The 21822-nt window shown below is 36.3% G+C and carries 23 protein-coding genes; 18 read left to right on the top strand and 5 right to left on the bottom strand.

Going from position 1 to position 21822, the window contains the following annotated elements; genetic code table 11:
- Positions 1–956, bottom strand: a 956-nt coding sequence (locus tag MKY37_RS21915) for an IS110 family transposase (RefSeq protein ID WP_340780328.1), incomplete at its 3' end; no start/stop codon positions are given.
- Positions 957–1465: 509 nt separating this feature from the next.
- Here MKY37_RS21915 and MKY37_RS21910 point away from each other — a divergent pair.
- On the top strand, positions 1466–2668 hold the full coding sequence (locus tag MKY37_RS21910) for an IS110 family transposase (protein ID WP_340780327.1): 1203 nt from the start codon (positions 1466–1468) through the stop codon (positions 2666–2668).
- Between the two features lie 292 nt (positions 2669–2960).
- Here MKY37_RS21910 and MKY37_RS21905 read toward each other — a convergent pair whose 3' ends face one another.
- Positions 2961–3407 (bottom strand): VOC family protein, encoded by a 447-nt coding sequence (locus tag MKY37_RS21905; protein WP_340780326.1) that lies wholly within the window; start codon positions 3405–3407, stop codon positions 2961–2963.
- A gap of 64 nt (positions 3408–3471) precedes the next feature.
- Between MKY37_RS21905 and MKY37_RS21900 the strand changes: the two genes are divergently transcribed.
- Both MKY37_RS21900 and MKY37_RS21895 read left to right on the top strand, forming a co-directional pair.
- Positions 3472–4122 carry an RNA polymerase sigma factor gene (locus tag MKY37_RS21900; RefSeq protein WP_340780325.1) on the top strand — a complete coding sequence of 217 codons (651 nt, stop codon included), beginning with the start codon at positions 3472–3474 and terminating at the stop codon, positions 4120–4122.
- Between the two features lie 1123 nt (positions 4123–5245).
- On the top strand, positions 5246–6097 hold the full coding sequence (locus tag MKY37_RS21895; RefSeq protein WP_340780324.1) for an ATP-grasp domain-containing protein: 852 nt from the start codon (positions 5246–5248) through the stop codon (positions 6095–6097).
- A 166-nt stretch (positions 6098–6263) separates the two neighbouring features.
- Here MKY37_RS21895 and MKY37_RS21890 read toward each other — a convergent pair whose 3' ends face one another.
- A complete protein-coding gene (locus MKY37_RS21890) occupies positions 6264–6674 on the bottom strand; it encodes a hypothetical protein (RefSeq protein WP_340780323.1) in 411 nt (136 codons plus the stop codon).
- A 191-nt stretch (positions 6675–6865) separates the two neighbouring features.
- Positions 6866–7318, bottom strand: coding sequence for a JAB domain-containing protein (locus MKY37_RS21885; RefSeq protein WP_340780322.1), 453 nt, complete (start codon positions 7316–7318; stop codon positions 6866–6868).
- Positions 7319–7850: 532 nt separating this feature from the next.
- On the opposite strand from MKY37_RS21885, the gene MKY37_RS21880 reads away from it, so the two are divergent.
- The 6 genes from MKY37_RS21880 (at position 7851) to MKY37_RS21855 (ending at position 13086) form a co-directional block, all read left to right on the top strand.
- Positions 7851–8072 carry a transcriptional regulator gene (locus tag MKY37_RS21880; protein WP_340780321.1) on the top strand — a complete coding sequence of 74 codons (222 nt, stop codon included), beginning with the start codon at positions 7851–7853 and terminating at the stop codon, positions 8070–8072.
- Positions 8073–8117: 45 nt separating this feature from the next.
- Positions 8118–9377 (top strand): Y-family DNA polymerase, encoded by a 1260-nt coding sequence (locus tag MKY37_RS21875; RefSeq protein ID WP_340780320.1) that lies wholly within the window; start codon positions 8118–8120, stop codon positions 9375–9377.
- 9 nt (positions 9378–9386) lie between these two features.
- Positions 9387–9545: a hypothetical protein gene (locus tag MKY37_RS21870; RefSeq protein WP_340780319.1), complete on the top strand. Its 159-nt coding sequence runs from the start codon at positions 9387–9389 to the stop codon at positions 9543–9545.
- A 271-nt stretch (positions 9546–9816) separates the two neighbouring features.
- The gene (locus tag MKY37_RS21865) at positions 9817–10674 is read left to right on the top strand and encodes a ParA family protein (protein ID WP_340780318.1); all 858 of its coding nucleotides are present in this window, start codon (positions 9817–9819) and stop codon (positions 10672–10674) included.
- Positions 10667–11035, top strand: coding sequence for a DUF5388 domain-containing protein (locus MKY37_RS21860; RefSeq protein ID WP_340780317.1), 369 nt, complete (start codon positions 10667–10669; stop codon positions 11033–11035). The genes MKY37_RS21865 and MKY37_RS21860 overlap by 8 nt, the downstream gene beginning before the upstream one ends.
- 542 nt (positions 11036–11577) lie before the next feature.
- Positions 11578–13086: a primase C-terminal domain-containing protein gene (locus MKY37_RS21855; RefSeq protein ID WP_340780316.1), complete on the top strand. Its 1509-nt coding sequence runs from the start codon at positions 11578–11580 to the stop codon at positions 13084–13086.
- A gap of 125 nt (positions 13087–13211) precedes the next feature.
- Here the strand turns inward: MKY37_RS21855 and MKY37_RS21850 are convergent, their stop codons facing one another.
- Positions 13212–13523 carry a helix-turn-helix domain-containing protein gene (locus MKY37_RS21850; protein WP_340780315.1) on the bottom strand — a complete coding sequence of 104 codons (312 nt, stop codon included), beginning with the start codon at positions 13521–13523 and terminating at the stop codon, positions 13212–13214.
- 293 nt (positions 13524–13816) lie between these two features.
- Between MKY37_RS21850 and MKY37_RS21845 the strand changes: the two genes are divergently transcribed.
- From MKY37_RS21845 to MKY37_RS21805, 9 genes are all read left to right on the top strand, one after another.
- Positions 13817–14752, top strand: a complete 936-nt coding sequence (locus MKY37_RS21845) for a replication initiator protein A (RefSeq protein ID WP_340780314.1) — start codon at positions 13817–13819, stop codon at positions 14750–14752.
- A gap of 208 nt (positions 14753–14960) precedes the next feature.
- Entirely contained in the window at positions 14961–15185 is a 225-nt protein-coding gene (locus MKY37_RS21840) for a hypothetical protein (protein WP_340780313.1), read from the top strand.
- A gap of 13 nt (positions 15186–15198) precedes the next feature.
- Positions 15199–16239 (top strand): TrsD, encoded by a 1041-nt coding sequence (locus MKY37_RS21835; protein ID WP_340780312.1) that lies wholly within the window; start codon positions 15199–15201, stop codon positions 16237–16239.
- Positions 16240–16250: 11 nt separating this feature from the next.
- A complete protein-coding gene (locus MKY37_RS21830; protein ID WP_340780311.1) occupies positions 16251–18122 on the top strand; it encodes a VirB4 family type IV secretion system protein in 1872 nt (623 codons plus the stop codon).
- Between the two features lie 17 nt (positions 18123–18139).
- Positions 18140–19210: a peptidoglycan DD-metalloendopeptidase family protein gene (locus tag MKY37_RS21825; RefSeq protein WP_340780310.1), complete on the top strand. Its 1071-nt coding sequence runs from the start codon at positions 18140–18142 to the stop codon at positions 19208–19210.
- Positions 19211–19218: 8 nt separating this feature from the next.
- The gene (locus MKY37_RS21820) at positions 19219–19767 is read left to right on the top strand and encodes a hypothetical protein (protein WP_340780309.1); all 549 of its coding nucleotides are present in this window, start codon (positions 19219–19221) and stop codon (positions 19765–19767) included.
- A gap of 24 nt (positions 19768–19791) precedes the next feature.
- Entirely contained in the window at positions 19792–20040 is a 249-nt protein-coding gene (locus MKY37_RS21815) for a hypothetical protein (RefSeq protein WP_340780308.1), read from the top strand.
- A complete protein-coding gene (locus MKY37_RS21810; RefSeq protein WP_340780307.1) occupies positions 20037–21056 on the top strand; it encodes a conjugal transfer protein TrbL family protein in 1020 nt (339 codons plus the stop codon). Before MKY37_RS21815 ends, MKY37_RS21810 begins: the two co-directional genes overlap by 4 nt.
- A gap of 13 nt (positions 21057–21069) precedes the next feature.
- Complete coding sequence (locus tag MKY37_RS21805; RefSeq protein WP_340780306.1) at positions 21070–21807, top strand: hypothetical protein; 738 nt, start codon at positions 21070–21072, stop codon at positions 21805–21807.
- Positions 21808–21822: the final 15 nt, after the last annotated feature.

Raw genomic sequence — 21822 nt, 5'->3', positions numbered from 1 at the left:
GCTTCAATTAATGCCGATTTCAAGTACTTGTTTCCTTTTTTCATGTTGGTTGATTTCCTCTTGCCCGCACTTTCATTATGTCCAGGTACTAATCCTGCCCAGGAACATAAGTGCGCCGAACTGGGAAATTGCTTCTCCACATCTGTACCGACTTCGGCTAAGATTTGTTCGGCCATTCGAGTGGCGATGCCAGGAATGGAATCCAATCGTTCTATATCTTCTTGATGGGAGGATAACCTTGTAGCGACCTCTTCGTTTAATAGCTCAATCTGCTCAGTTAGAAATTCTATATGAACCAGAATGGTTTTTAACATGAGACGTTGATGTGGATTGATATACCCTCGAAGAGCTAGTTCTAGTTCACTCTTTTTCTTCTTCATTGATCGGCGGGCAAAGCTGGCTAATTTCTCAGGATCATTTTCGCCATCGGCGATAGCACGAAGCATATCAAGCGACGAAACACCCATGATGTCGGAGACAACGGAACCGAGTTTGATATTCGCTCCTTCTAAAACCTTTTGAATCCGATTATGTTGTCTCGCACGCTCTTCAATAATACTTCGACGGTATCGAACTAACTCCCGTAATTCACGCTGATTTCGGTCAGGAATAAAACTTGCTTTAAGTAGACCGTGACGAAGAAGTTTGGCAATCCATTCTGCATCCTTTACATCGGTCTTGCGACCTGGTACTGCTTTCATATGTTGAGCATTCACTACTAAAAACTCAATGCTCTCGGCTTCCAGCAAGTTAACAATAGGCTTCCAAAATACACCTGTACTTTCCATTGCTACGTGAGTACAATCATGCTCCTTAATCCAGTCAATTAACTGTAATAGAAATACAGTTTTAGTGGAAAACGTTTGAATCTCCTTTCCTTTTGGGGTAATAATACAAGCAGTAATGGAATCCTTATGGACATCCATTCCACAAGCACGTTCAATGATTACTTCCATTGTAATCATCCTTTCTACGGCAAATAGTATTGGAGGCTGGTGCAATAACCAGAGTAGGATTAATCTCCCATGAGTGCTTCCCGTAAGGGAGCGACAGTCTGTGATGCACCGTGGTCGTTGGAGTCAGACTAACGGATGGGCTCTATGGCACCATAGTTCATCGACCTTCCTCTCCCAGCCGTAGTATCCTATACCCAGGTTTTCACATTTTCATTCTCTGTGGTGTAGCGCTGATTTTGCGCTACATGGATGGCTAACGGGTGCTTCGTATTATAAGGTTAACCAGTTTTTACTGGTTGACCTTATTTTTATAGGATTTAATATATCAGTAGCCAGGGTAGGCCGTACGGGTGCGTGGGACAATGATCCCGTGAACTAAACTGTCCACCCCCTACTTGTAGAAACATGTTTGAGGCTGGTTGGGACATAGATCTCGTATAACAAGCGAAGCTATGATACTACATGGAGGAATAGGGGTACTGGTGAGAGAAGTCAGAGGAGGAAGCTAAATGAACCCAGTAGTTGGTCTGGATGTGGCTAAAGGAGAGAGCCAAGTTCAGGCGTTTTTAGATAAATCGAAGCCGTTTGGAAAGAGTTATTCTATGAAGCATACAAAAGAGGAGTTAGACCGTTTTATAGGCTTTTTAAAGGAGATTGAAGGGATGACTGGGCAAATGCCTATGGTCATTTTAGAATCTACAGGTCATTATCATTCTCCTGTTATTCAATACTTGGAGGACCATGAAGTTTTATATATTTTGCTTAACCCGATCATTTCTTATCAGGCGAAGAGATCTAGTTTAAGAAAGGTAAAAACAGACGCGATTGATGCGTATCAGTTGTGTGTGCTTTATTACAAAGAAGATTTTGAACCTCATAAAAACAGAGGAATCCAATTATTAAACCTTAGAAATCTTTCCAGACAACAAGAGATTGTGACGAATATGTATGTAGAAGCGAAACTGCAGTTTCACACTATTTTAGATCAAGTGTTTCCTGAATACCGCAAGGTTTTTGGAGATCTTTATTCGAAGGTTTCTTTAATGATGTTAAAGAAATATCCTACTTCAGAAGATGTACTAGCGGCTGGAGAAAGTAAGTTAGCGGAATGTGTGATGGAGTTTTGTCCAAGACGGTCTAGTCTATGGGCATTGGATAAGGCCAAAAAATTAATGGATTCCGCATCTCGAAATCCATTTCAAAAAGTCGTGTATCACAGTCATTTGATCAATCTTCAAATGTATATTGAAATGCTTTTTCAGTACCAAGGGCATCTTTCAGAGTTGGAAATTCGTATAGTGACCTTGGCAAATGAATTAGAAGATTACGAGATTGTTCAATCAATTCCAGGGATCGGAGAAAAAATCGCTGCAACGATTATCTCCGAAGTTGGTGAAATCGATCGGTTTAGTCATCCGAAAAAACTGGTTGCCTTTGCGGGAGTGGATCCCAGTGTTTACTCATCAGGAAAGTTCACCGCCACAACCAATCGGATTACTAAACGAGGTTCGAGTAGATTGCGCCATGCTTTGTATCTTGCCGTATTGTGCGGTATCAGAAGCTCAAGAAACAAAAAGCTGAAAGAATTCTATGACAAGAAGAAATCAGAAGGAAAGCCTTCCAAAGTGGCAATAGTAGCCTGCATAAACAAACTGCTTCATTGGGTTTATGCTTTATTAAATAGAAAAGAATCTTTCCAGGATATAGCGTAATTACTGGTTACAAGTAATTAAGAGAAAACCTTCCAGAAGGTTTTTGGAGGGCTATTTGTCATGCACAAAATAGTATATCATAAGATTAATACAAATTTTAAAGAAAAATATTGACATCCTATTAGCTGGTTTACTTAAACAAGTGGCTGCCTGTAAGGAAAGCTTTTTCTTCTTGAATTAACGGTACAGGTTAGTTTATGAACGATTGTAGATGGAGGAGTCGTTTTTGTAAAATATGGTTTTAAAAAGTGGACTGACCAAAATAAATGAAGTCCACTTTTTAGTTCTTATCTTATAAGTTAAGTAAGTTTTCAGGATGATAAGGTGAATGCTTTTCCTCACTAACAACACTAAAGGAATTTCCATCTGGGTCTACAAAGTCAAAACCCTTCATAAGACCGTAATCATGGATTTCTGTTGTCTCGACTCCATTCTTATTGAGCTGTTCATAAGCAGGCATAATATCTTCTACCAAAAAATTAAAATAAACATTTTTGTTTTTCCCGATTGTTGAAAACTCCGTTACCTGTGGTTTTTCGACTTTAATTAAGGTTAGCCCTACAGTGTCACCTTTAAAAATATAGCCAACTCCATAATCTTGTCCCTCTTCCTGCCATTCATCAACTTTTATTAATCCTAAGTTTTTTTCATACCATTTCTTTGAACGTTCAAGATTTGTTACTGGAATGAAAATCCCGCCTACTTTAAACATAATTTTTCCTCCTTGTTTATTTTTCATATTACTAACGATTATAATAAATGAAAAGTTACAAAAATTTATTATTTAGTTCAAGGAGGTTTTTATGAAACTACAACTTGAGGATCATACGGATAAATTATATAGGTATTGTCTTACTCTAACCAACAATAAATGGGACGCTGAAGACTTGGTACAAGAAGCTTTTATTAAATGCTATAAAGCTTTTCTGAGAGATTCTGAGAGGGACTTAAATTTATCGTTTTTGTACAAAACAGCAAGAAATCATTTCATTGATGGTAAACGGAAAAAGTCTGAAATTCTAATAGAAGGAACAGAGATTTTTGCAGGTTCTTATCATTCCCCCGAGTGGGATAGTTTATTAGAAATCCTCTTTTACAAACTACCTTTGCGACAAGCAATGTTAATTACATTAAAGGACGTTTTTCAATTCAGTTCAAAAGAAATATCTCAAATGTTAAGGGTAAGTAATGAATCGATAAAGACATCTCTTCACAGAATTAGAATGAATTTAAGGGAAACTGATAATGGTTCATTTAAAAATCCCTCTGATAGTTTTGTATCGATTAAAAAGCTTTCATTAGCAATAAAGGAAGAAAATCCATATAAAATATTCTATTACTATAGATTATTGGAGTCAGAGAACTTTAAAGTTCTGAGTAGAAGAGAAAATAATATAAGAGTATTCTTTTTATCTGATCCAGATGGGAATATTCTTCAGATAGGTTTAGAATAAGTTACTTTGATAATTACTTTTTTTATTAAGAGGGGGGTTAATTGAATACGAAAATAGCTATCTGATTGATTTTTAAAAAAGGAAATGTAATTGGTAATAGGTTGGATAATCTGATTTTTTACAGTTTTGAAGTAATTTTTATGAAAGTTCTTGATCTTAAACCTAATTTAAGCTTTAGAAAAAAATGGTAGAACATACCGAATTTATTAACAAGAAAGAAAGGGATGGCTATGGCGAAAGGTTTTGGTTCAATAAAGTTTTGGATTGGATTATCTAGGCTTCACACTAAGGTTCTATTACCTTTGGGGGCGGAGAACTGATTTCTTCACTTAAAGGAAAATGGCTAGATTGGATTCAAATTTATTTCCCTAATGATTAAACGGAATTATTAACCATAAGGAAAATAGCTCTTGGCAATTAGCAAAATTTAAAGTATTTTTGTGAAACAATGCACTTAAACTAACAGGTGCTTAGTTGAATATTCGTTTCTCGAACTAGTCAAACAATATAAAAATAATTGTATATTGTAAAACTAAAAACATAACATTAAGAAAGACAGTGGGTTACCAACTATAATGTAAAAACCATAAAGCGGCATTGAATGGGTTACCAACTATGATGTAAATTAAAGTTTTTTGAAACATCCATATTTCGTTGCTTCTATTGATTTTTGGGGTTACCAACTATGATGTAACTGGACAATTATTGGACAGTTACATTATAGTTGGTAACCTGATATTAAAGTTGGTAACTTAACATTAAAGTAGGTTACTGATATTTATAAAAGAACGTTAAAAACACCTCTCTGGACTGAGAGGTGTTTTTTTTGTTGGATTTTTATAGTAAAATAGTTATAAATTGTGAAAGGTTTCACTTAAAGTAACGCTGCAGTTTAGTTGAACAAGAAAATGGGAGTTTTTATGTCGCAATAGCGTACTAAAAAACCTGAAATTTAATCAGCTTTCAATTTCTTGATTTTAATAATTTTATTTATATCAGATAAAATAGTTAGTAATAAAAAAGAGATTGCTATCGCTTTAGCCAGTGCACTTCCATTCTTGTTAGTGCAGTTAGACCAAACTTAGATAGAAAATCCATAAAGAGAAAACAGGTGAATTTAAACATGAAATGGTTGGTACAGGAGTTCTTAAACAGCTCAGCAAATAGTATCCGAATCGCAAATGCGTTAGAGAAATGCTCTATTGATTATTTACTGGTTCGAGTAAATAAAGATGAAACGCTTTCTGTTATTGATAAGGAAAATAAGATGCCGCTGGATAACTCAGGGAAGGTAATACAAGAATATGTTTTAAATGAGCCAGTCATGGTCTATGGCTCTAAGACTTTTGCCGAGATAGCAGAAGATATGGAGTTAGAACCGGGTTCATTCATGAATGAACAATTTGAATTTGATGTGTTTCGTGATGTATTAGGTAGCGAATTGTTAAATCAGCATTTTGTAATCGGCGAACTGTCAGAACTTGAACCGATGGCGGACGAATTCTTTATTCGACCTACCGGAAATACAAAGCTAATTCCGGGTATGACAGTAACAAAAGAGGATTTTTTATCTTGGAAAGAACGTGAAAGCAAGAACGAAAATAGCCCTTATATCGGACAATCTTTAATGATTTCACCCATACAAGAAATAGAAGCAGAATATCGTTTCTTCGTAGTGAATCAAGAAATTGTTACTGGTTCAAGCTATAAGGTAGGAAATAACATAGATACTACTCGAAAACCCTCTAAGGACATTTTGCAATATACAAAAAAAATGATTGATAGATTTCCACTAGCCAAGGCATTTGTAATTGACGTAGCGGAAACAAAGAATGGCCTAAAAGTAGTGGAATACAACAATATTAATACATCTGGATTATATGGGTGTGATGAACTAGCCTTTGTTCGTTCTATTAACGATTTAGATTTCAACATTGGTATGGAGTTGAAGAGTGGGCCTAGTCACTTTATGTAAACAACCATATTAGAAGATTATTGAGACGTAATACGACCATAATGTGTAATAAATGAGAAGGTGATTTTCAACTAACGTCGTGCTTTAGTTAAATATTCGCTTTCCGAAATAATCGGTCACTTTGATATATCAAAACCGTTAAAATAGATAAAGAAAGCACACTATTCTAAGATAGTGTGCTTTCTTTATCTATTTGCGTAATTCCTTGCTTTACCCAATTCACTAATTGCTCATAATCTCTTTTCAACAAGTTATATTCTTGAGAGATATGAGCATACGATTGTTCAAGCTCGCCATAGCTTTCCATTGCTAGCTCCAGATGGTTTTTAATAGATGGTAAAACAAAACTTTCGTTAACTGTTGTCTTTTTAGGGGTTTCTTCTTTCTTTATTAGGAATGGGCGAAGGTTTTTATTCCATCTGAATGCACAAGCTTGTTTGGTTCGTCCTAACAAGGTGCTTGCTTCTTCAAAACCAGAAATTTGCGTTAATCCTTGCTCAATCTTGGTTAAAATAATCTTTTTAAGAAGATTGTCTTCTTCAACCGTCCAACTATCTTTTCTAGTCTTTTCATTCATGGTTTTCACCCTTTGATTTTTTAATAATATATGCACATTAGATATATATAGTATTGAAATAGCAGATTTTTTAAATCAACTAAAAAAGTATTTGGATCTATTATTTAGAAAAACACGACGGATTAAACTTTCAAAGTTAATCCGCCGTGTTTTTATCAAAAGATAAACAAGAGGGGATTTCCCCTCTTGTTTTACATATATCCTTTTTCTTTTAGACTTAAGAACGTACTTGGTGTCACGATAATATGGTCAAGAAGTTCGATTCCTAGCAGTATACCGGCTTCGTGTATGCGTTTGGTGACTTCAATATCCTCACTACTTGGCGAACAATTAAATGAAGGATGATTATGTGAAATGATGATACTTGCAGCATTGTTGAGAATTGCTGACTTAAATACTTCCCGGGGATGTACTATGCTTGAATTTAGAGAACCTACATGACAACGATGGATGGCTACAACATCATTTTTTGTGTTTAAACATAATACAAGCAATACTTCTCTATCTTCGCTACCTATTAAATCTACTGCTAACATGCCACAATCCCTTGGACTCCGGACCTTATAAACTTCTGTTGCCTCATGATTTTCGCGAACCTCTTGTTTGATACGAACGATTTCAAAGATTGGATTGAATTTTGTCATTTTTACTTCCTCCTATGTTTTTTGGATTTTGTGAGCCGCAATCGAAGTCGGAAGGCTGAATTTTTTCCGATTTCTTGGCATGCCATGTAAACATGTGCAGCAATAAAAATGACAAGGAATTGCACAGCAATAGCTTAAATTTATTTTGTAGGAGTAACCGTTAAGCAAAAAAAATTTAACGGTCCTTGCATTTTTAGGTGAAACTTAGATAGCAGAGTGGTAGGCAGAATCTGCCGGGCTGATTGCTTTAGTTGAACGCACAATGTTGAAGGGAACGCACGCCCTTGGCGTTTCCGTATGGCGAGAGAAATCGAAAAAATGCCCTAATACAAGAACGCTGATTTTAGCGTTCTTTCTTTTTAGGGACTTACTGATCTTGGCATGCTATTGACTACTTCTTTTGTTTTGTTAAGGCATTATATGACCAGTGCTTTGCTTATTGAGAGACAATTTTATCTCTTTAATTAACAATAATTTCTATGGATATAAAACATACGTTCGCATATAATGAAGAGAAAAGGAGCGAACAAATGTGCGTAGTGAATTGTTAAAGTATTTGAAGCATGGATGGTTGGTTGAGTTGATGTATCTTTCCAAAGCCGGTGAAATTAGTAAGCGAAAAGTGAAAATCATTAAGGTTCAAGGTGATCTATTCCACGCCTATTGTTTTAACCAACATGCGAAAAGAACGTTTCTAATCGATAATGTACTCGCAGTTGCTCCCGTGTTTCCTAAAGAAAGAGGCGCTGTTTAATGAGGGAACAACAACAGGACGAAAACGATAATCTGGGCTATACCGATGATTGACTATAGCAAGGTTCCGAATCGCTCCATCGCCTGCATTGATATGATGAGTTTCTATGCTAGCTGTATGGCAGTTCTACATGATCTAGACGTTAAAACGGTTCCTATTGCAGTTGTGGGAAGCTTAGATCAAAAAGGAAGTGTAGTCTTAGCCGCAAGTCCAGCCATGAAGAAACGATTTGGAGTAAAAACTGGAACGCGTTTATTTGAAATACCCAACAGCCCGGAGATTAAATTATTTGAACCCATGATGGGATATTTTTTAAATATGTCGATGGCTGTAACGGAAATCCTCCACAAATATGTGCCTGCAGAGGCAGTACATGTCTATTCGATTGATGAAAGTTTTATCGATCTTACTGGAACCGAGAAATTGTGGGGTCCACCTGAGGAAACAATTATTAAAATTCAACGTGAAATACTAGACACACTTCAATTAAACAGTACAGCTGGTATGGGACCAAATATGTTAATGGCAAAACTAGCCCTTGATTTGGAAGGAAAGAAGACAGGTTTTGCAAAATGGACTTTTAATGATGTTCCAACGAAGCTATGGCCAGTTTCCCCTTTATCCGAAATGTGGGGGATCGGTCCCAATATGGAAAGAAACCTTAACAAAATGGGCATTTTTAAAGTGGGAGATCTGGCTAACTCTGATTTAAAAACCCTTGAATCGGTCTTTGGCGTTATGGGGAATCAACTCCTTTATCATGCTAACGGTATTGATTTATCGGAACTTGGTGCACCCATAATAGATAAACAAATAAGCTACGGTAAAAGTCAGATACTTATGCGGGATTATTACAAGAAAGAAGAGGTTTTAGCGGTCATTCTGGAAATGTGTGAGGATGTCGGAAAACGTGCACGGGATAAGTATCAGGCTGCACGTACAATCTCTCTCGGGTTAGGTTATAGTAAGAATGCTTTCGGTGGAGGTTTTAGTCGATCTAGAACCATACATGAAGCGACGAATGACACGATGAAAATTTATGAAGTATGTAAGCAGTTGTTCAAAGAAAATTATACCCAAAAACCAGTTAGACAACTTTCAGTGACCATCACTAAATTAGAAGATGAGCACTCTATGCAGTTAAGCTTATTTGAAAAAGAAAAGTGGAAGAATCGGAAGCTTGCAACTGCGATGGATAGTATACGTAATAGATATGGCTCCGCCGCACTACTTCGAGCTATTTCTTATACGGATGCTGGAACTGCAGTGAAGAGGTCTAAATTACTTGGTGGGCATAAAAAGTAGGAGGCATCCATGGATAAGCAAATAATAAGTGATAAGTTTAATCAGTTAGTAGATGAGTTATCAGTAAATAGACCTCGCGAAAATGTGATCGAATCCATTCATAAGGTGTTAAGTCTGTCTCCCCAACAAATTGGTGAGCTGATAAAGGCATCTAAGAGTACTTTATAATAAACGAAATAAATATTACCAAAACCCCTAATTCAAAATAGAATTAGGGGTTTTTCATATACATGTATACGAATATACAAGTATACATGTATATTAATATACATGTATACAAATGAAAAAATAATTTAAAAGCTAATAATATCAATAAATATCATAGATTATATTGCAATTATATATTACTAGTGTTACTTTTAAATTATCAGTTTTTTCTATGTGTCTACAAGTATACATTAATATAAAACATAATTTACTAATTAAAGGAGGACTCTTCATGAAAAACGCATCATGCCAAGTCGTTACATTTGGAAACTTTAAAGGTGGCACTGGTAAAACGACTAATAGTACGATGATCGCTTACTGTCTGGCAAACCTAGGATATAAAGTATTATTAAGTGATCAAGACCCTCAAGCCAATGCTACGAGTCTATTTTTAAGAACAAAAGCAACAATTGAAGATGATATTGTAACGTATGAAAAAACATTAATGTCGGCTATTCAAGAGGAAGATTTAAGCTCGATTGTTACCGAGATAAAAGAAAATTTATATTTGCTTCCTAGTTTTAGCGATTTTGCACAATATCCTAAACTATTGGAAAAGAAATTTCCTCAAGAAATTGACCGTGTGCAGTTCTTTTCAACATTATTGGAGCCATTAAAAGAAGACTATGATTTCATTTTTATTGATGTTCCTCCTACCATCTCGATCATTACCGATTCAGCCTTATATGCATCAGACTTTGTAGTCGTGGTATTACAAACACAAGAAAGAAGTTTACAAGGTGCGGAAGGGTTTACTACTTACTTACAGACACTAATCGATGATTATGATGCAGATTTAGATATTTTAGGTATACTCCCTGTATTATGGAAGAACGGGGCTGCGGTTGATATTCAAACATTAGATACAGCGAAAGAAATTTTTGGAGATCACAATATTTTTAAAAATGTGGTTAAACAAATGGAGAGATTAAAACGTTTTGACATGACAGGAATCACAGAAAATGACATGCATGATAAAAACGTTATTGAAAGTTATACAAAGGTTGCTAGGGAGTTTGTTGAACGGCTGGATATTGCTATTAATGGAGAACACACACCGACTGAGAATGGAGAGGTTGTAGATGTCTGATTTACTTAGAAAAAAACAGCCTGGAAAAATTCAGAGAAGCCAGACGGTCGTGCCTAAAAATACATTTAATATTAAAGATCTGGAAACAGTTCCAGAGAAAGTGCAAGAACCTGAATCTACTCCAGTATCGGTACCTAAGAAAACGACGGTCAGTAATCTGGTTGCTGAAAAATCCACTACGGTTCGGGTGAATATGAGTACCAAAAGCAAACTCAACGCTCTTGTGACGTTAGGTATTGCACAGACAGTCGATGAGGTGACAGATTTACTGATTAATGACTATTTGACGAATATTTTAACCAAAGACGAGAGAAAGCAATTTGAGATTATATTGGAACTTTATAAGAGAAAAATGAAATAAAACAGGAAAGGATGGGATAGCATACGCTAACTCATCCTTTTTAAAAAGCTGTATACGAATATACATGTAGATATGTAGACTCGTATACATGTAAATCTGTCTACATGTATACGAGTCTACAAGTATATTCGTATACAAGTCTACAAGTAGATATGTATATGAATGAAGAAAAGTAAAAAACGTAGTTTATTTGTTTTAAGAAATTGTTGGAATTTAGAACTTGAGAAACAAAAAAATCCCTATATAACAACAATTTCTCCTATAAAATATTATTCCTATTTGTATACATGTAGATTTGTCTACATGTATATTTGTATACGTGATTACATGTATATGGATAGATTTATCTACATGTATATGAGTCTACAAGTATATTTGTCTACATGTATATGGGTCTACATGTATATTTGTATACATGTAGACAGCTTTCGAAAAACGCTCAAACCCTTATTGTACAAGGGTTTTTTATCTTCTATACTTTGTTAATAGTTCGAGAGATTCTAAAAATACTCGGAATTAATAACAAAGGAAGGAGATGCGTAGTGAAAGATTTGACATTATTGTTTGATTTAATTTTGCACGAAGGATTAATGAAATATAAAAAGATCGGTTCACGCGCATCCTTACCAAACCGATTGAATGAAGATGAGACATATAGCCGAAATAAAAAAGGTGTTGTCTTTGTGACACGTTCCAAAGAAGACTTACATTCTTCTTCAGGAGTAAAAGGTTATATTATAACGTCAAAAGAATCCGTTATAGAAGACAGCGAGTCACTTTCTCATTGGACACCAAATATATTTAACTATGGCACATATACTAATGAGCATCGAAAATACATAAAAGGCCATGTGGAGACGAATCTACAACAAATTAATACATTTGTTGTAGATATTGATTCGAAAAGACAATCTTATACAGAAATTTTGTCTGCAGCGTTGGATCAAAGTATCGGAGTCCCTACACTTATCTTGGAAACACCAAAAGGTTTTCAAGTTTATTTTGTATTGGACAAGCCTTTATTTATTTCGAATAAAAATAATTATCGTGGATTAAAAGTTGCCAAGCGTATATCAGAAAATATAAAAAAAAGTTTAGCGAAAGTTTTGCAGGGTGTGGATGTTTCTTGCAATGACTTTGGCTTTTTTAGAATACCTAAAGATGAAAATATTCGTTGGTTTTCAAAAGAAATGACATTTGATTTTGGGAGTTTGATCGAATGGTCTAGACGACAAGACGATGATCATGGACGACACTTGTTTGTGGTTCATGAACAGAAAGCCATGCATGATGTTACCCAAGAAGAGTGGTTCCAGCAATTACTCGCTGCAAAACATGTAAAAGGACAAGCAGGGCAAATAGGGCGAGACAATCTTTTGTTTACATTGGCACTTGCTTGCTACAGTGCTGGAAAAGAAGAAAGTAATACGTTTAACTTGCTAGATGAGGTTAATTCGTCATTACATGCACCACTTAAACATTCTGAGGTTAGAAAAATAGTAGCCAGCGCTTATAAAGGTCGCTTTAAAGGTCCCCATTCATCCTACATACAACAACTCTTAGAAGAGTGGGGGAGTGGAAAAGAGGTTAATATCCAGTCGAGTAATGGTTGGCACAAATTCAAAAAGGCACGAAAAGATCGGAAACGAAGTCATTATGATGAATGGGAGACGGATATTTTAGCTTTTATCAACGAACAAGCAAGCACTTCAAGTCCAGTCATTTGGACCACACAAAATCAGTTGTGTAAACAGATCGGTATATCACGAAGCACATTTAACGAGGTAGTGAAGCAATCGACAAAAATAATGATGAGATCAAAAGGAAAAGGCTGCAAGGCACAAACGGGATTAACTTCTGTTTCTGTGCTTCTTCAATGTGCCTTAAATTACAACCAGACGAATCGTGCAATCTATTATGAGGCTATCAATAGCATGCTAGAGGAAAAGGACAATGCAGTAGCTATGGAATTGTTACAGGAAACATTAAAAACAGTTGAAAATGCAGTTAGACCAAGGGTCTATGACCTATTTACGTTCAATACTTCTTAATTGTCCAGTCTGCCATTACATATCTGTATACGTATTTAGACTTTTCCTTTATCAATTTATTTCTGCATCCATCAATCCATCATTTTTTCAACAAAAAAAGTATCCATCGATTAACGGATGGATACCTATTCTTTGGATGATTGCGATGACTTATATGTTTCAAATTTATCGAACAGTATATCTAGCTGCTTAGATTTAAAGTCTTCAGCAAAAGCTCTTGTGAATACTTCGGAAGGGTTAACATCGAGAACGTTACAGTAATGAATAATCCAACCGATGGAGAGGTTTACTTTACCATTCTCTGCTTTAGAAATCCTGGTGGCATATTGATCGCTCATTTTCTCAATCTGTTGGAGGGTTAATTTCTTTTCCAGACGTATGTCTTTTAAGGCTTTTCCGATTTTTTGATATATATCTAATTCAATATTGGATGTCATAGTTGGAAAGTCCTTTCAAGGAATCATATTCTTTTGACGCATTGTATGGTATACTGCATTTAAAATTTATCTTATAAGTTAAAATTTGATGATTATAATACTTTTTGAGAATTTTCATCATAAAAAATTTGATTACTTAACCTCAATAAATTTTTGAATGTATTAGTTCAATTATGTTCAGTATAGCATGGGTTTCCGGGCTTGTGAATAAAGAGACTTTATATATAAACTCTTTGCAGCATTAGATATACCCAGCATTTTCTTAAGGAATTAAGGAGAAAGGAGAATCTTTGATGAACAATAAATTTAATATATCGGATCAAGTAGCAGAGCGCTTTTATCGTCTTCCCAAAGTCTTTTTTACGAATGATTTATATAAAAAAATGAGCAATGACGCTAAAATTGCTTATGCATTGTTACAAGATCGATTAGAGTTGTCCATAAAAAATGATTGGTTTGATGAAGAGGGCAGTATTTATTTCCTATTTGGGAATGAACAATTAGGAGAGATTTTGAACTGCAGTAAACCAACCGTGATAAAGATAAAAAAAGAACTCCAGAAATGTGATTTGCTGGAGGAAAAAAGGATGGGGTTATCTAAGTCCAACAGGTTATTTTTATTGAAACCTGTGGCAGATCTAGAGGATATCAAAGCATTTAATTTAGAACAAAAAACCTCTTCATCCTTAGAGCCTCAACAGAAGTTAAATATTTTAACTTCCAGAAGTAAAAATTCTTTACTTCAAGAAGTTAAAAATTTTAACACTAATGATACTGATTTTAGTCATACTGACTTTAATGATACTGAAGTATCTATCCATCAGGGTATTGCAAGTTTAGATATACCGGTTATGCTACAAGAGGTTTTGATCGATAATCAAGAGCGATTGATGGATGACATGATTAAGGTAAAAGACATCGAGCGCCATTATAAAGCACATGCTGGGATATTAACCGACTATCAATACGCTAGTGCGCTTCAATATTCACTGGAAAAGACCAAAGGGAAGATCAAAAATATATCTGCCAGGTTAACCAAAGCGGTGGAAGATAAACAGAAATGGATTAGAGAACAGCAAGCTTCACAAGGAATCAAGAAAGAAGAAATGGTACCAGAGTGGTTTGAAGAACATAGAGAATCGCGTGTTAAAAAAAGCGAAGGAATAGAGGAACTGAGTGAGGAAATGAAAATGAAAAGAGAACAATTGTTAAAAGAGCTAAGAGGATAATTCTTTTAGCTCTTTTTATCCTAAATGTTAAAATTATTTTTGATTATTTTAACAATAAAGTCTGTTGGTAAGCTTTATTTGATGAATTACAATACTTAAGTACTATTTTAAAAGGGTTATTAATGCCTAGGAAAATTATGGATTTTTCACTTGCCTAAATGTCGGCAAATTGTTAAGGTGTAAATAACAAGATTTGGGAGGTGGAAAAATGTTTGAGAGAATTCAGGGATTCTTAAATACATTGTTTAGTGATATGCAAGGAACGTTTATTACTATTTTCGCAATCGGGTTACTTATTTGTGCCATTGGGGTTTGGGCGGGTGATGAACAATCGTCTCCGAAGTTTAAGAACGGGATTAAATTATGTGTGATAGGGGTGGTGTTATTCTTACTTGCTAAACCAGTGATTGAATATGTTCAAACGAATCTGTAACTAGAAAGATGTGATGAAGATGCGTTCAGAAGAATATTTTGATCGGCAGGAACGATTAAGAGCTTCTGGAAAAGTAGAGTTGCCCTTAAACATTGATACGAAGAAATATCTGTATGGGAATATCTCATTCCAAGATGTTTTCATCCTCTCACCCTTTATTATTTTAGGGATTGTGATTTCTTATTTTATTTATCGTATGGGGATGCTAGATCAAAAAACGATATTAATAGCTTTTACACCTACTCTACTCGTTGCTGTTTTTCAATTAAACAAGCATCCTGTTCGGAAAAACTTGTCGTTGTTGCAATATAAAATCATTTGGAAGTTTAAAGCGAATCACCGCAAAAAAGAATTCTATTACGCGAAAGGGGAATTACCGATGAACCGAAAAGCTGGCGATACACGAATGGAACTAGGGTTATCCAATATTGCCAATGGTTGCATCGAATCCTCCAGTCATCAGTTGATTAAAGTACTAGAAGTGTCCTCTGTGAATCTATCACTAATGAATGAGTTATCAAAAGAACGAGTTTTGGAAGCCTATCAGTCATTTTTAAATGACACGGGAGAAAAGCAGGTCCAGCTGATGCAAGTGGCCCAACCGGTAAACTTAACGAATTATCTGATGTGGTTCAATGAGCAATTGGAGTCGGATTCTTCTTATGCCAAGCGAGTTTTGAAGCAGGGGTATTTTAATCAAATTGAACGTATTCAAAAATCAAAGAATATGGTGACGAGAAAGCGCTATGTCGTAATATCAACACCCATGACAAGTACGGATAAGGATTATATGAAAATCGATACAACCGCGAATATCCTAAAAGCAAAGTTAGAACAGATGCTTAGCGGTTATGAAAAGCTAGATGTGAAAATCCTTCATAACGATGAATTGTTAAAGTTCTACTATGCATGTATTGATTTTGAAAGTGCCCAGGCGCAAGGGGAAAATATCATCAATAAGACAAATGCCAATGCAGACGTGATCATCGGGAAGAATACAGCAAAAGAACTCTTAAACTATTATAAGAACCAGATGAATGAACGGTTCGAGTAGGAGGTGTAGGGATGAACTGGTTCAAACAGAAGTTTTCTAAAAAAAAGCAGGAAGAGACATTTGAAGAGTCGATTGGTGGGATGAATCGATCCCTCTTAACGGTACTTGCTCCAGACAATATCACTGAGTTTGACTCGTATGTACGTGTCGGTGCAAACTACACGAGAACATTACTGATTGTTGATTATGATCCGGTGCAAGATCAAAATAAAATTCAGCAGGTCACAGAACTTCCCGAGAATGTTTCCATCGTCAATTATGTCCAGGAGTATCAGACGGGTGAAGTTCGCACGCAGCTCGTTAAAAGTATTAAACAAAACCGGATGAAGATGAATACGAGGTTTGCCGATGAAAACACGTTGATTGATGCGCAGGGTCAAATTGATAGTGCATCGGAGATGTTAAAAAATCTGGCATACCGAAACGATAAAATCTTCTTATTTCATACACTCATTCATTTGGTCGCAAGTTCCGTCAGCGAGCTAGATCAATTGACAACAACCGTTAAAAGCAAGTTCTCCAAAATAGGTATTGTTCATAACCCGACAGACCGTGCCATTGATGCCTACCGTTCCTTTTTGCCCCTAAATGAAAACAAAGTGAATGAGTTGACGTACAAAATGAGTAACTCAGAAGCCATATCTTACTTTTTTCCGTTCCATGAAAATGAAATGTTCTCCCAAACAGGACTGATCAAGGGTCGTAACATGACGACTGGAAATGTAGTCATTGTAGACGATACGACTCTACTAAACCGACATGAGTTCGTTATTGGGATTTCCGGGATTGGAAAGTCTACGTACCTCTTTGCGAACATGACCAATAAACACATGCTAGGCAGAAAAATAATCACCATTGATCCAAAGGGTGAATTTGGACGAGCTTACTCTGATTTAGGCGGTGCATGGGTGAAGTTTCAACTAAAAGGAGGGAACCGAATAAACCCGCTTGATTTACCGAAAGTGAACGACAAAATCAAATTAGAAGAGACCGAGTTCGGTAATATCCTGTTAACGAAAATCTCTAATCTTCTCGTCATGTTCCGGTTAATGTACAGCGGTATGACAGATCTCCAAGAAGAGATTCTGAGTAGCTATATTCAAAAGGCTTACGCAAATAAAGGCATCAGTGATTCAACGAACACGAATGGTCTACAAGTGACCGATTATCCAACGCTGCAGGATCTATATGATTTGATTGAAGAGGACCGGAATAAAGATACGTATTTATATGAGTCCATGCAAGACTTCCACACGACGCTTAAAACGTATGTATCGGGGATGTATTCGGAGCTCTTTAACGGTCACACGAACATAAACATCGATAATGAGCTGGTTTGCTATGACTTGAAAGAGATGAGCAACAATGAAAAGATTCAACGCATTCTTTTTTATAACATTCTGTCGCATACGACTTACGAGATTATGAGTGGTGATCGAAAGCCTAGTGAGATTTTTATAGATGAAGCACATGTGATCGCCGATCCGAAAGTTCCAAAAGCAATGGAGTTTATCTATTTTATGATGAAAGTCTTGCGCTCCTTCAATTGTGGCATCACTACTGCCTCACAATCGGTAGAAGATTTTCTTTCCGCAAGAGACGAAAACCGGAATTATGGAAAAGCGATCATTACCCAATCCATTCAGCGTCTGTATTTACCGATGAGTGAGGAAGAGCTGAAGTATCTGGAAGAAGAACTAGGCAACACCTTTTCCAAAGGGGAAAGAGAGACGCTCATCTTAAAAGATGGGAAGAAAAAAGAACAGGCAGGAAAGGGAATTTTCTACACTGGTTCCAAAAAGATCAAACTCGAAGTCCAGCTCAACGAAGTCACGGAAATGCTGTGGTTTGACCAAAAAAGTATCAACGATATCACCATTTAGAAGGGGAGGGGATGAATATGAAAGAAACGGCCAAGACAATTGGACATTTCCTCCTTCTGAAAGTGTTGTTCAATCCGTTAGGGCTAATTGTTTTAGGTAGCGTAGCTTTGGTGCTCATCATCCCTTTTGTAATGGCTATGAACGGAAAAGATAAATCCTTTAACCTGGAGGACCCCAATAGCAACATAAATGCCCTCTCAGGCTTCGCAGGAGGTGCTTATTGTTCGGTAGATGGAGAAATCAACGAAGAGCGCTGGAACGCGAAAATGAGCATCTCAGGTGTCTTTTCGGATAAAGGAGAACTTTTTATTGAAATTGCAAGCAAACAAGGAATTGATCCCGTTTTGATGGCTGCGATTGCTTTACATGAAACCACGAATGGTACCTCGAGCGCTGTTATAAAGAAGAATAATCCTGGAGGGTTAATGGGATCTGATGGATTGATGACGTTTTTGACGTTAGAGGAAGGATTAGAAGCGATGGGGCAGACGCTACACAACCGCATTATAAAAGATGGATTGGTCACGATTGCTGATTTGGGGTCGGTGTATGCACCGATAGGGGCAGATAATGATCCAACTAATTTAAATGCACACTGGGTACCGAATATCACAACGATTGTCAGTTCCCTTGGTGGTTTGACAATGAACTGTACAGTTCAGATTGGGGATTTTGTGCAGCCGATACCGAACGTCACAATCAATTCAAACTTCGGAGTGCGCGTTCATCCTATCACAGGTGCGATAAGCAAACATGAGGGTGTGGACCTTGCTTGTAGTAACCCTGATCCAATTTATGCAGCGAAAGATGGGCGAGTAGTTTTTGCAGAGTTTCCGGATGCACCTCTTCACACATACGGCAATATCGTTGTCATTCAGCATGAAAACAATGTCTACAGTGCTTACGCTCATCTAAGTGTAATCAGCGTGGAAGTAGGACAAGAAGTACGTCAGTTAGAGGTTATAGGTGCATGTGGCACAACAGGACGTTCGACAGGCGACCATCTTCATTTCGAAATCCATTTGGGCAGTATGTTTAACAATCGTGTTGATCCAATGACATATCTTACCCAAGAAACGAAGGAGTGAGTAAGGAGATGGAAGGAAGACCGAGACTCTTGAGTATTTTACTACTCATCGGAATAGTGGCTTCATTGTTACTGGCTTTTAACTTATGGTCCTCTAACAATGAGCTAAAGAACAAGAATGAAAAGCTGTCCTATACTATTGACGGTATGAAGCTAGCTGCCAGCGAAGAAAATGAGTTGTTTACGAAGACAGAGACATTTTTGCATGATTCGATGCAAGGTAAAGCGATGGATCATTTTACCAAAAGGTATCAACAAGAATCACAAAAAATGATAGATGCTGGTGAATTTAACGATGGTTCTATCAGCGAAATGAAAGAGATTGAAGTCTTTAATATTTCGGTGCGAAAGCAAGATGAAGATATGCGCGTATATGCTATCTATAAAGTGACGTTAACAGGTATTGAAGGTGAATTTGTAAAACCAGGAGATCAATCCGTGCTATTCCTCATGTCAACGATTGAGTGGGTGAAAGAGAAAGGAGAATATAAAGTCGATAAGCATACATTAGAGCCGCTTAGCTCTGCAGAAGAAGTAGTAAAAAAAATCACGTCTTAAGTGAGTTGAAGGAAGGTGTTAAGAATGGATTTATTGGCTGTGATCCAAAGAAGGCAACAACAGATGCAACGACTCATCGATCAGGTTATCGATCGTCTAGCCAAAAAAGAGATTGATAAATCAAAACGCTATTATGAATTGCAGTATGGCCAGTCACTGAGTGAGCAAGAAGAAATCGAAATCAAAAAAGGCATTGTCCTCCGCCTCGCTTTCTTCGTGTTCATTCCAACTCTTATTCTTTTCCTGCTACTCATGGGAGGTGGAACAGGATGAAGAAGATATTAGTTTTGATACTTTTCCTGATTGGATTCTCATCTTTAGGTAGTTTGATTGTGAGTGCTGCCGAAGGAGATTTTATGGAAGATACCCTAACCGAATACGAAAAAATTCAGCCTGCAGAAGAAGTAAATCGTGCAGAAGGATATATGGAGAAGACTTTATTTCTAGATAAATACGATTACGAAACCAACCAATTTGACTGTAAGTGGTATGAAGTCATGTGCCAAACTAATGGCTTTATTTTTACGACTGTTAGTGGTTTTGTATTTGCGGCACTTGATAGTTTTAGTCAGTTCCAGTTAGATTCTACCACGATCACTGGAAACCCCACATATGAAGGATATATGCTGAACTTCAAATCCTTAGCTTGGACGATTACTTCTATTTTTATATTGTGGCAGACGGTTAAAATCGTTGTTTTGTATTCAGCTAATGGGGATGAAGGCATGAACACCCTTTATGAAAAAGTTGTGGCGATTATAACAGGAGCAATATTACTAGGTATATACCCGCAATTATTCAATTGGATACTAGAATTAACACATCTTTTGACGGAGACGATGCTAACCAATCCAGCTACGCACTATAATGTCATGCAAGTAATGGCGGTTAATTCTGTGGGATATGGAATTATTTTAATGTTTGTAGTGTCTGTTATTCTGTTTGTATTCTTCTTATCCATTATGTATAGAACCGTGCTATTTGTAATTCTTTATATTTCTGGTGTATTAGCGATTCCTACTATAGTCAATGATCAGTATAATTTCTTCGGATTATGGCTCAAGATTGTTGTTAGTAACATTTTGACGTTAACACTGCAGTTGTTGTGTTTTGTGCTCGGTGTCAAAACGCTGATTAGCTTGGAAAGTGGCAATATGTTAATTGGCATGTTGTTTTTCATTGTAGGGCTAACCATCCCTACTTTATTAAATCAATTTGGATCTTCCACCGGCTCTGCGAAAGCAGTTGGATCAACCGTGAAGTATGTGGCTAGATATGCGAAAAGATAAGGGGATGAATATCGTGAAAAAGAGAATCTTGTTAAGCCTATTTTCAGTGTTACTTTTATTCTTCATTACTGGATGTAACCAGGTTGAAACCAAAAATAGTGATGAAGAAAAAACAAACAGAGTATTTTCCGAAAAAGATAAAGAAAAAGCAATTAAAATGGTTGAGGACTTAAATGAACAGCTTGAAGTCTTCGAAAGTGAAGCTAATAGGGCAATATCTCAAAAGGAAATTGATATTGGAGATAATGAAGTATTTATTGAAAAGTTGAATGCAATGAGTGAAAAAGTAGTAATTAAACCTTTTCTTGAAAAATTTCCAGGAGCTCTAATTAGTAATAGAGGAGATTTGAAAGCTATTTATTCTCCAGAGAGTGCAGATGATTGTACTTTTGGTAATTGTAATTATGATTCTATTAATGTCCCTACACTGGATGTAGGTAAAGAGGAGTGGGTTATTTATAGTTCCGAAGAATTTGAAGTTGATGAATTAACATTATCAAATGTAGATATGATCTATTCAAATGAACAAGGTAGTGAATCGACTTATATTAGCTTTGTAAAAGGTGAATCAGGCGAACTATATTTTTCTTTTAACCCAATTATTAACTCTTTAAATTTCAATCTTAAAGAATGGGATCAAGAGTTTGCATCTATAAAATCTGATGTTCCTGAAAGTGAAGTTAAAGCTGAAGAAGAGGAATTTAGGAAAGAAGTAGATGAAGTTTTAGCGAAATATCCGCCACTTCAATAATTATCAATTAGATGA

It is taken from the genome of Psychrobacillus sp. FSL K6-2836 (assembly GCF_038003085.1).
Classification (GTDB): Bacteria; Bacillota; Bacilli; order Bacillales_A; family Planococcaceae; genus Psychrobacillus.
The sequence above is the reverse complement of the archived record's forward strand: the minus strand, read 5'-3'. Positions and strand labels throughout refer to the sequence as shown.

Excerpts from the sequence above, each read along its gene's own strand:
- MKY37_RS21900 (WP_340780325.1), top strand. The coding sequence starts at position 3,472 with ATGAAACTACAACTTGAGGATCATACGGATAAATTATATAGGTATTGT.
- MKY37_RS21910 (WP_340780327.1), top strand. The coding sequence starts at position 1,466 with ATGAACCCAGTAGTTGGTCTGGATGTGGCTAAAGGAGAGAGCCAAGTT.
- MKY37_RS21860 (WP_340780317.1), top strand. The coding sequence starts at position 10,667 with ATGTCTGATTTACTTAGAAAAAAACAGCCTGGAAAAATTCAGAGAAGC.
- MKY37_RS21830 (WP_340780311.1), top strand. The coding sequence starts at position 16,251 with ATGAACTGGTTCAAACAGAAGTTTTCTAAAAAAAAGCAGGAAGAGACA.
- MKY37_RS21845 (WP_340780314.1), top strand. The coding sequence starts at position 13,817 with ATGAACAATAAATTTAATATATCGGATCAAGTAGCAGAGCGCTTTTAT.
- MKY37_RS21890 (WP_340780323.1), bottom strand. The coding sequence starts at position 6,674 with ATGAATGAAAAGACTAGAAAAGATAGTTGGACGGTTGAAGAAGACAAT.
- MKY37_RS21835 (WP_340780312.1), top strand. The coding sequence starts at position 15,199 with ATGAAGATGCGTTCAGAAGAATATTTTGATCGGCAGGAACGATTAAGA.
- MKY37_RS21870 (WP_340780319.1), top strand. The coding sequence starts at position 9,387 with ATGGATAAGCAAATAATAAGTGATAAGTTTAATCAGTTAGTAGATGAG.
- MKY37_RS21885 (WP_340780322.1), bottom strand. The coding sequence starts at position 7,318 with ATGACAAAATTCAATCCAATCTTTGAAATCGTTCGTATCAAACAAGAG.
- MKY37_RS21820 (WP_340780309.1), top strand. The coding sequence starts at position 19,219 with ATGGAAGGAAGACCGAGACTCTTGAGTATTTTACTACTCATCGGAATA.
- MKY37_RS21815 (WP_340780308.1), top strand. The coding sequence starts at position 19,792 with ATGGATTTATTGGCTGTGATCCAAAGAAGGCAACAACAGATGCAACGA.
- MKY37_RS21850 (WP_340780315.1), bottom strand. The coding sequence starts at position 13,523 with ATGACATCCAATATTGAATTAGATATATATCAAAAAATCGGAAAAGCC.
- MKY37_RS21810 (WP_340780307.1), top strand. The coding sequence starts at position 20,037 with ATGAAGAAGATATTAGTTTTGATACTTTTCCTGATTGGATTCTCATCT.
- MKY37_RS21875 (WP_340780320.1), top strand. The coding sequence starts at position 8,118 with ATGATTGACTATAGCAAGGTTCCGAATCGCTCCATCGCCTGCATTGAT.
- MKY37_RS21865 (WP_340780318.1), top strand. The coding sequence starts at position 9,817 with ATGAAAAACGCATCATGCCAAGTCGTTACATTTGGAAACTTTAAAGGT.
- MKY37_RS21840 (WP_340780313.1), top strand. The coding sequence starts at position 14,961 with ATGTTTGAGAGAATTCAGGGATTCTTAAATACATTGTTTAGTGATATG.
- MKY37_RS21895 (WP_340780324.1), top strand. The coding sequence starts at position 5,246 with ATGAAATGGTTGGTACAGGAGTTCTTAAACAGCTCAGCAAATAGTATC.
- MKY37_RS21825 (WP_340780310.1), top strand. The coding sequence starts at position 18,140 with ATGAAAGAAACGGCCAAGACAATTGGACATTTCCTCCTTCTGAAAGTG.
- MKY37_RS21905 (WP_340780326.1), bottom strand. The coding sequence starts at position 3,407 with ATGAAAAATAAACAAGGAGGAAAAATTATGTTTAAAGTAGGCGGGATT.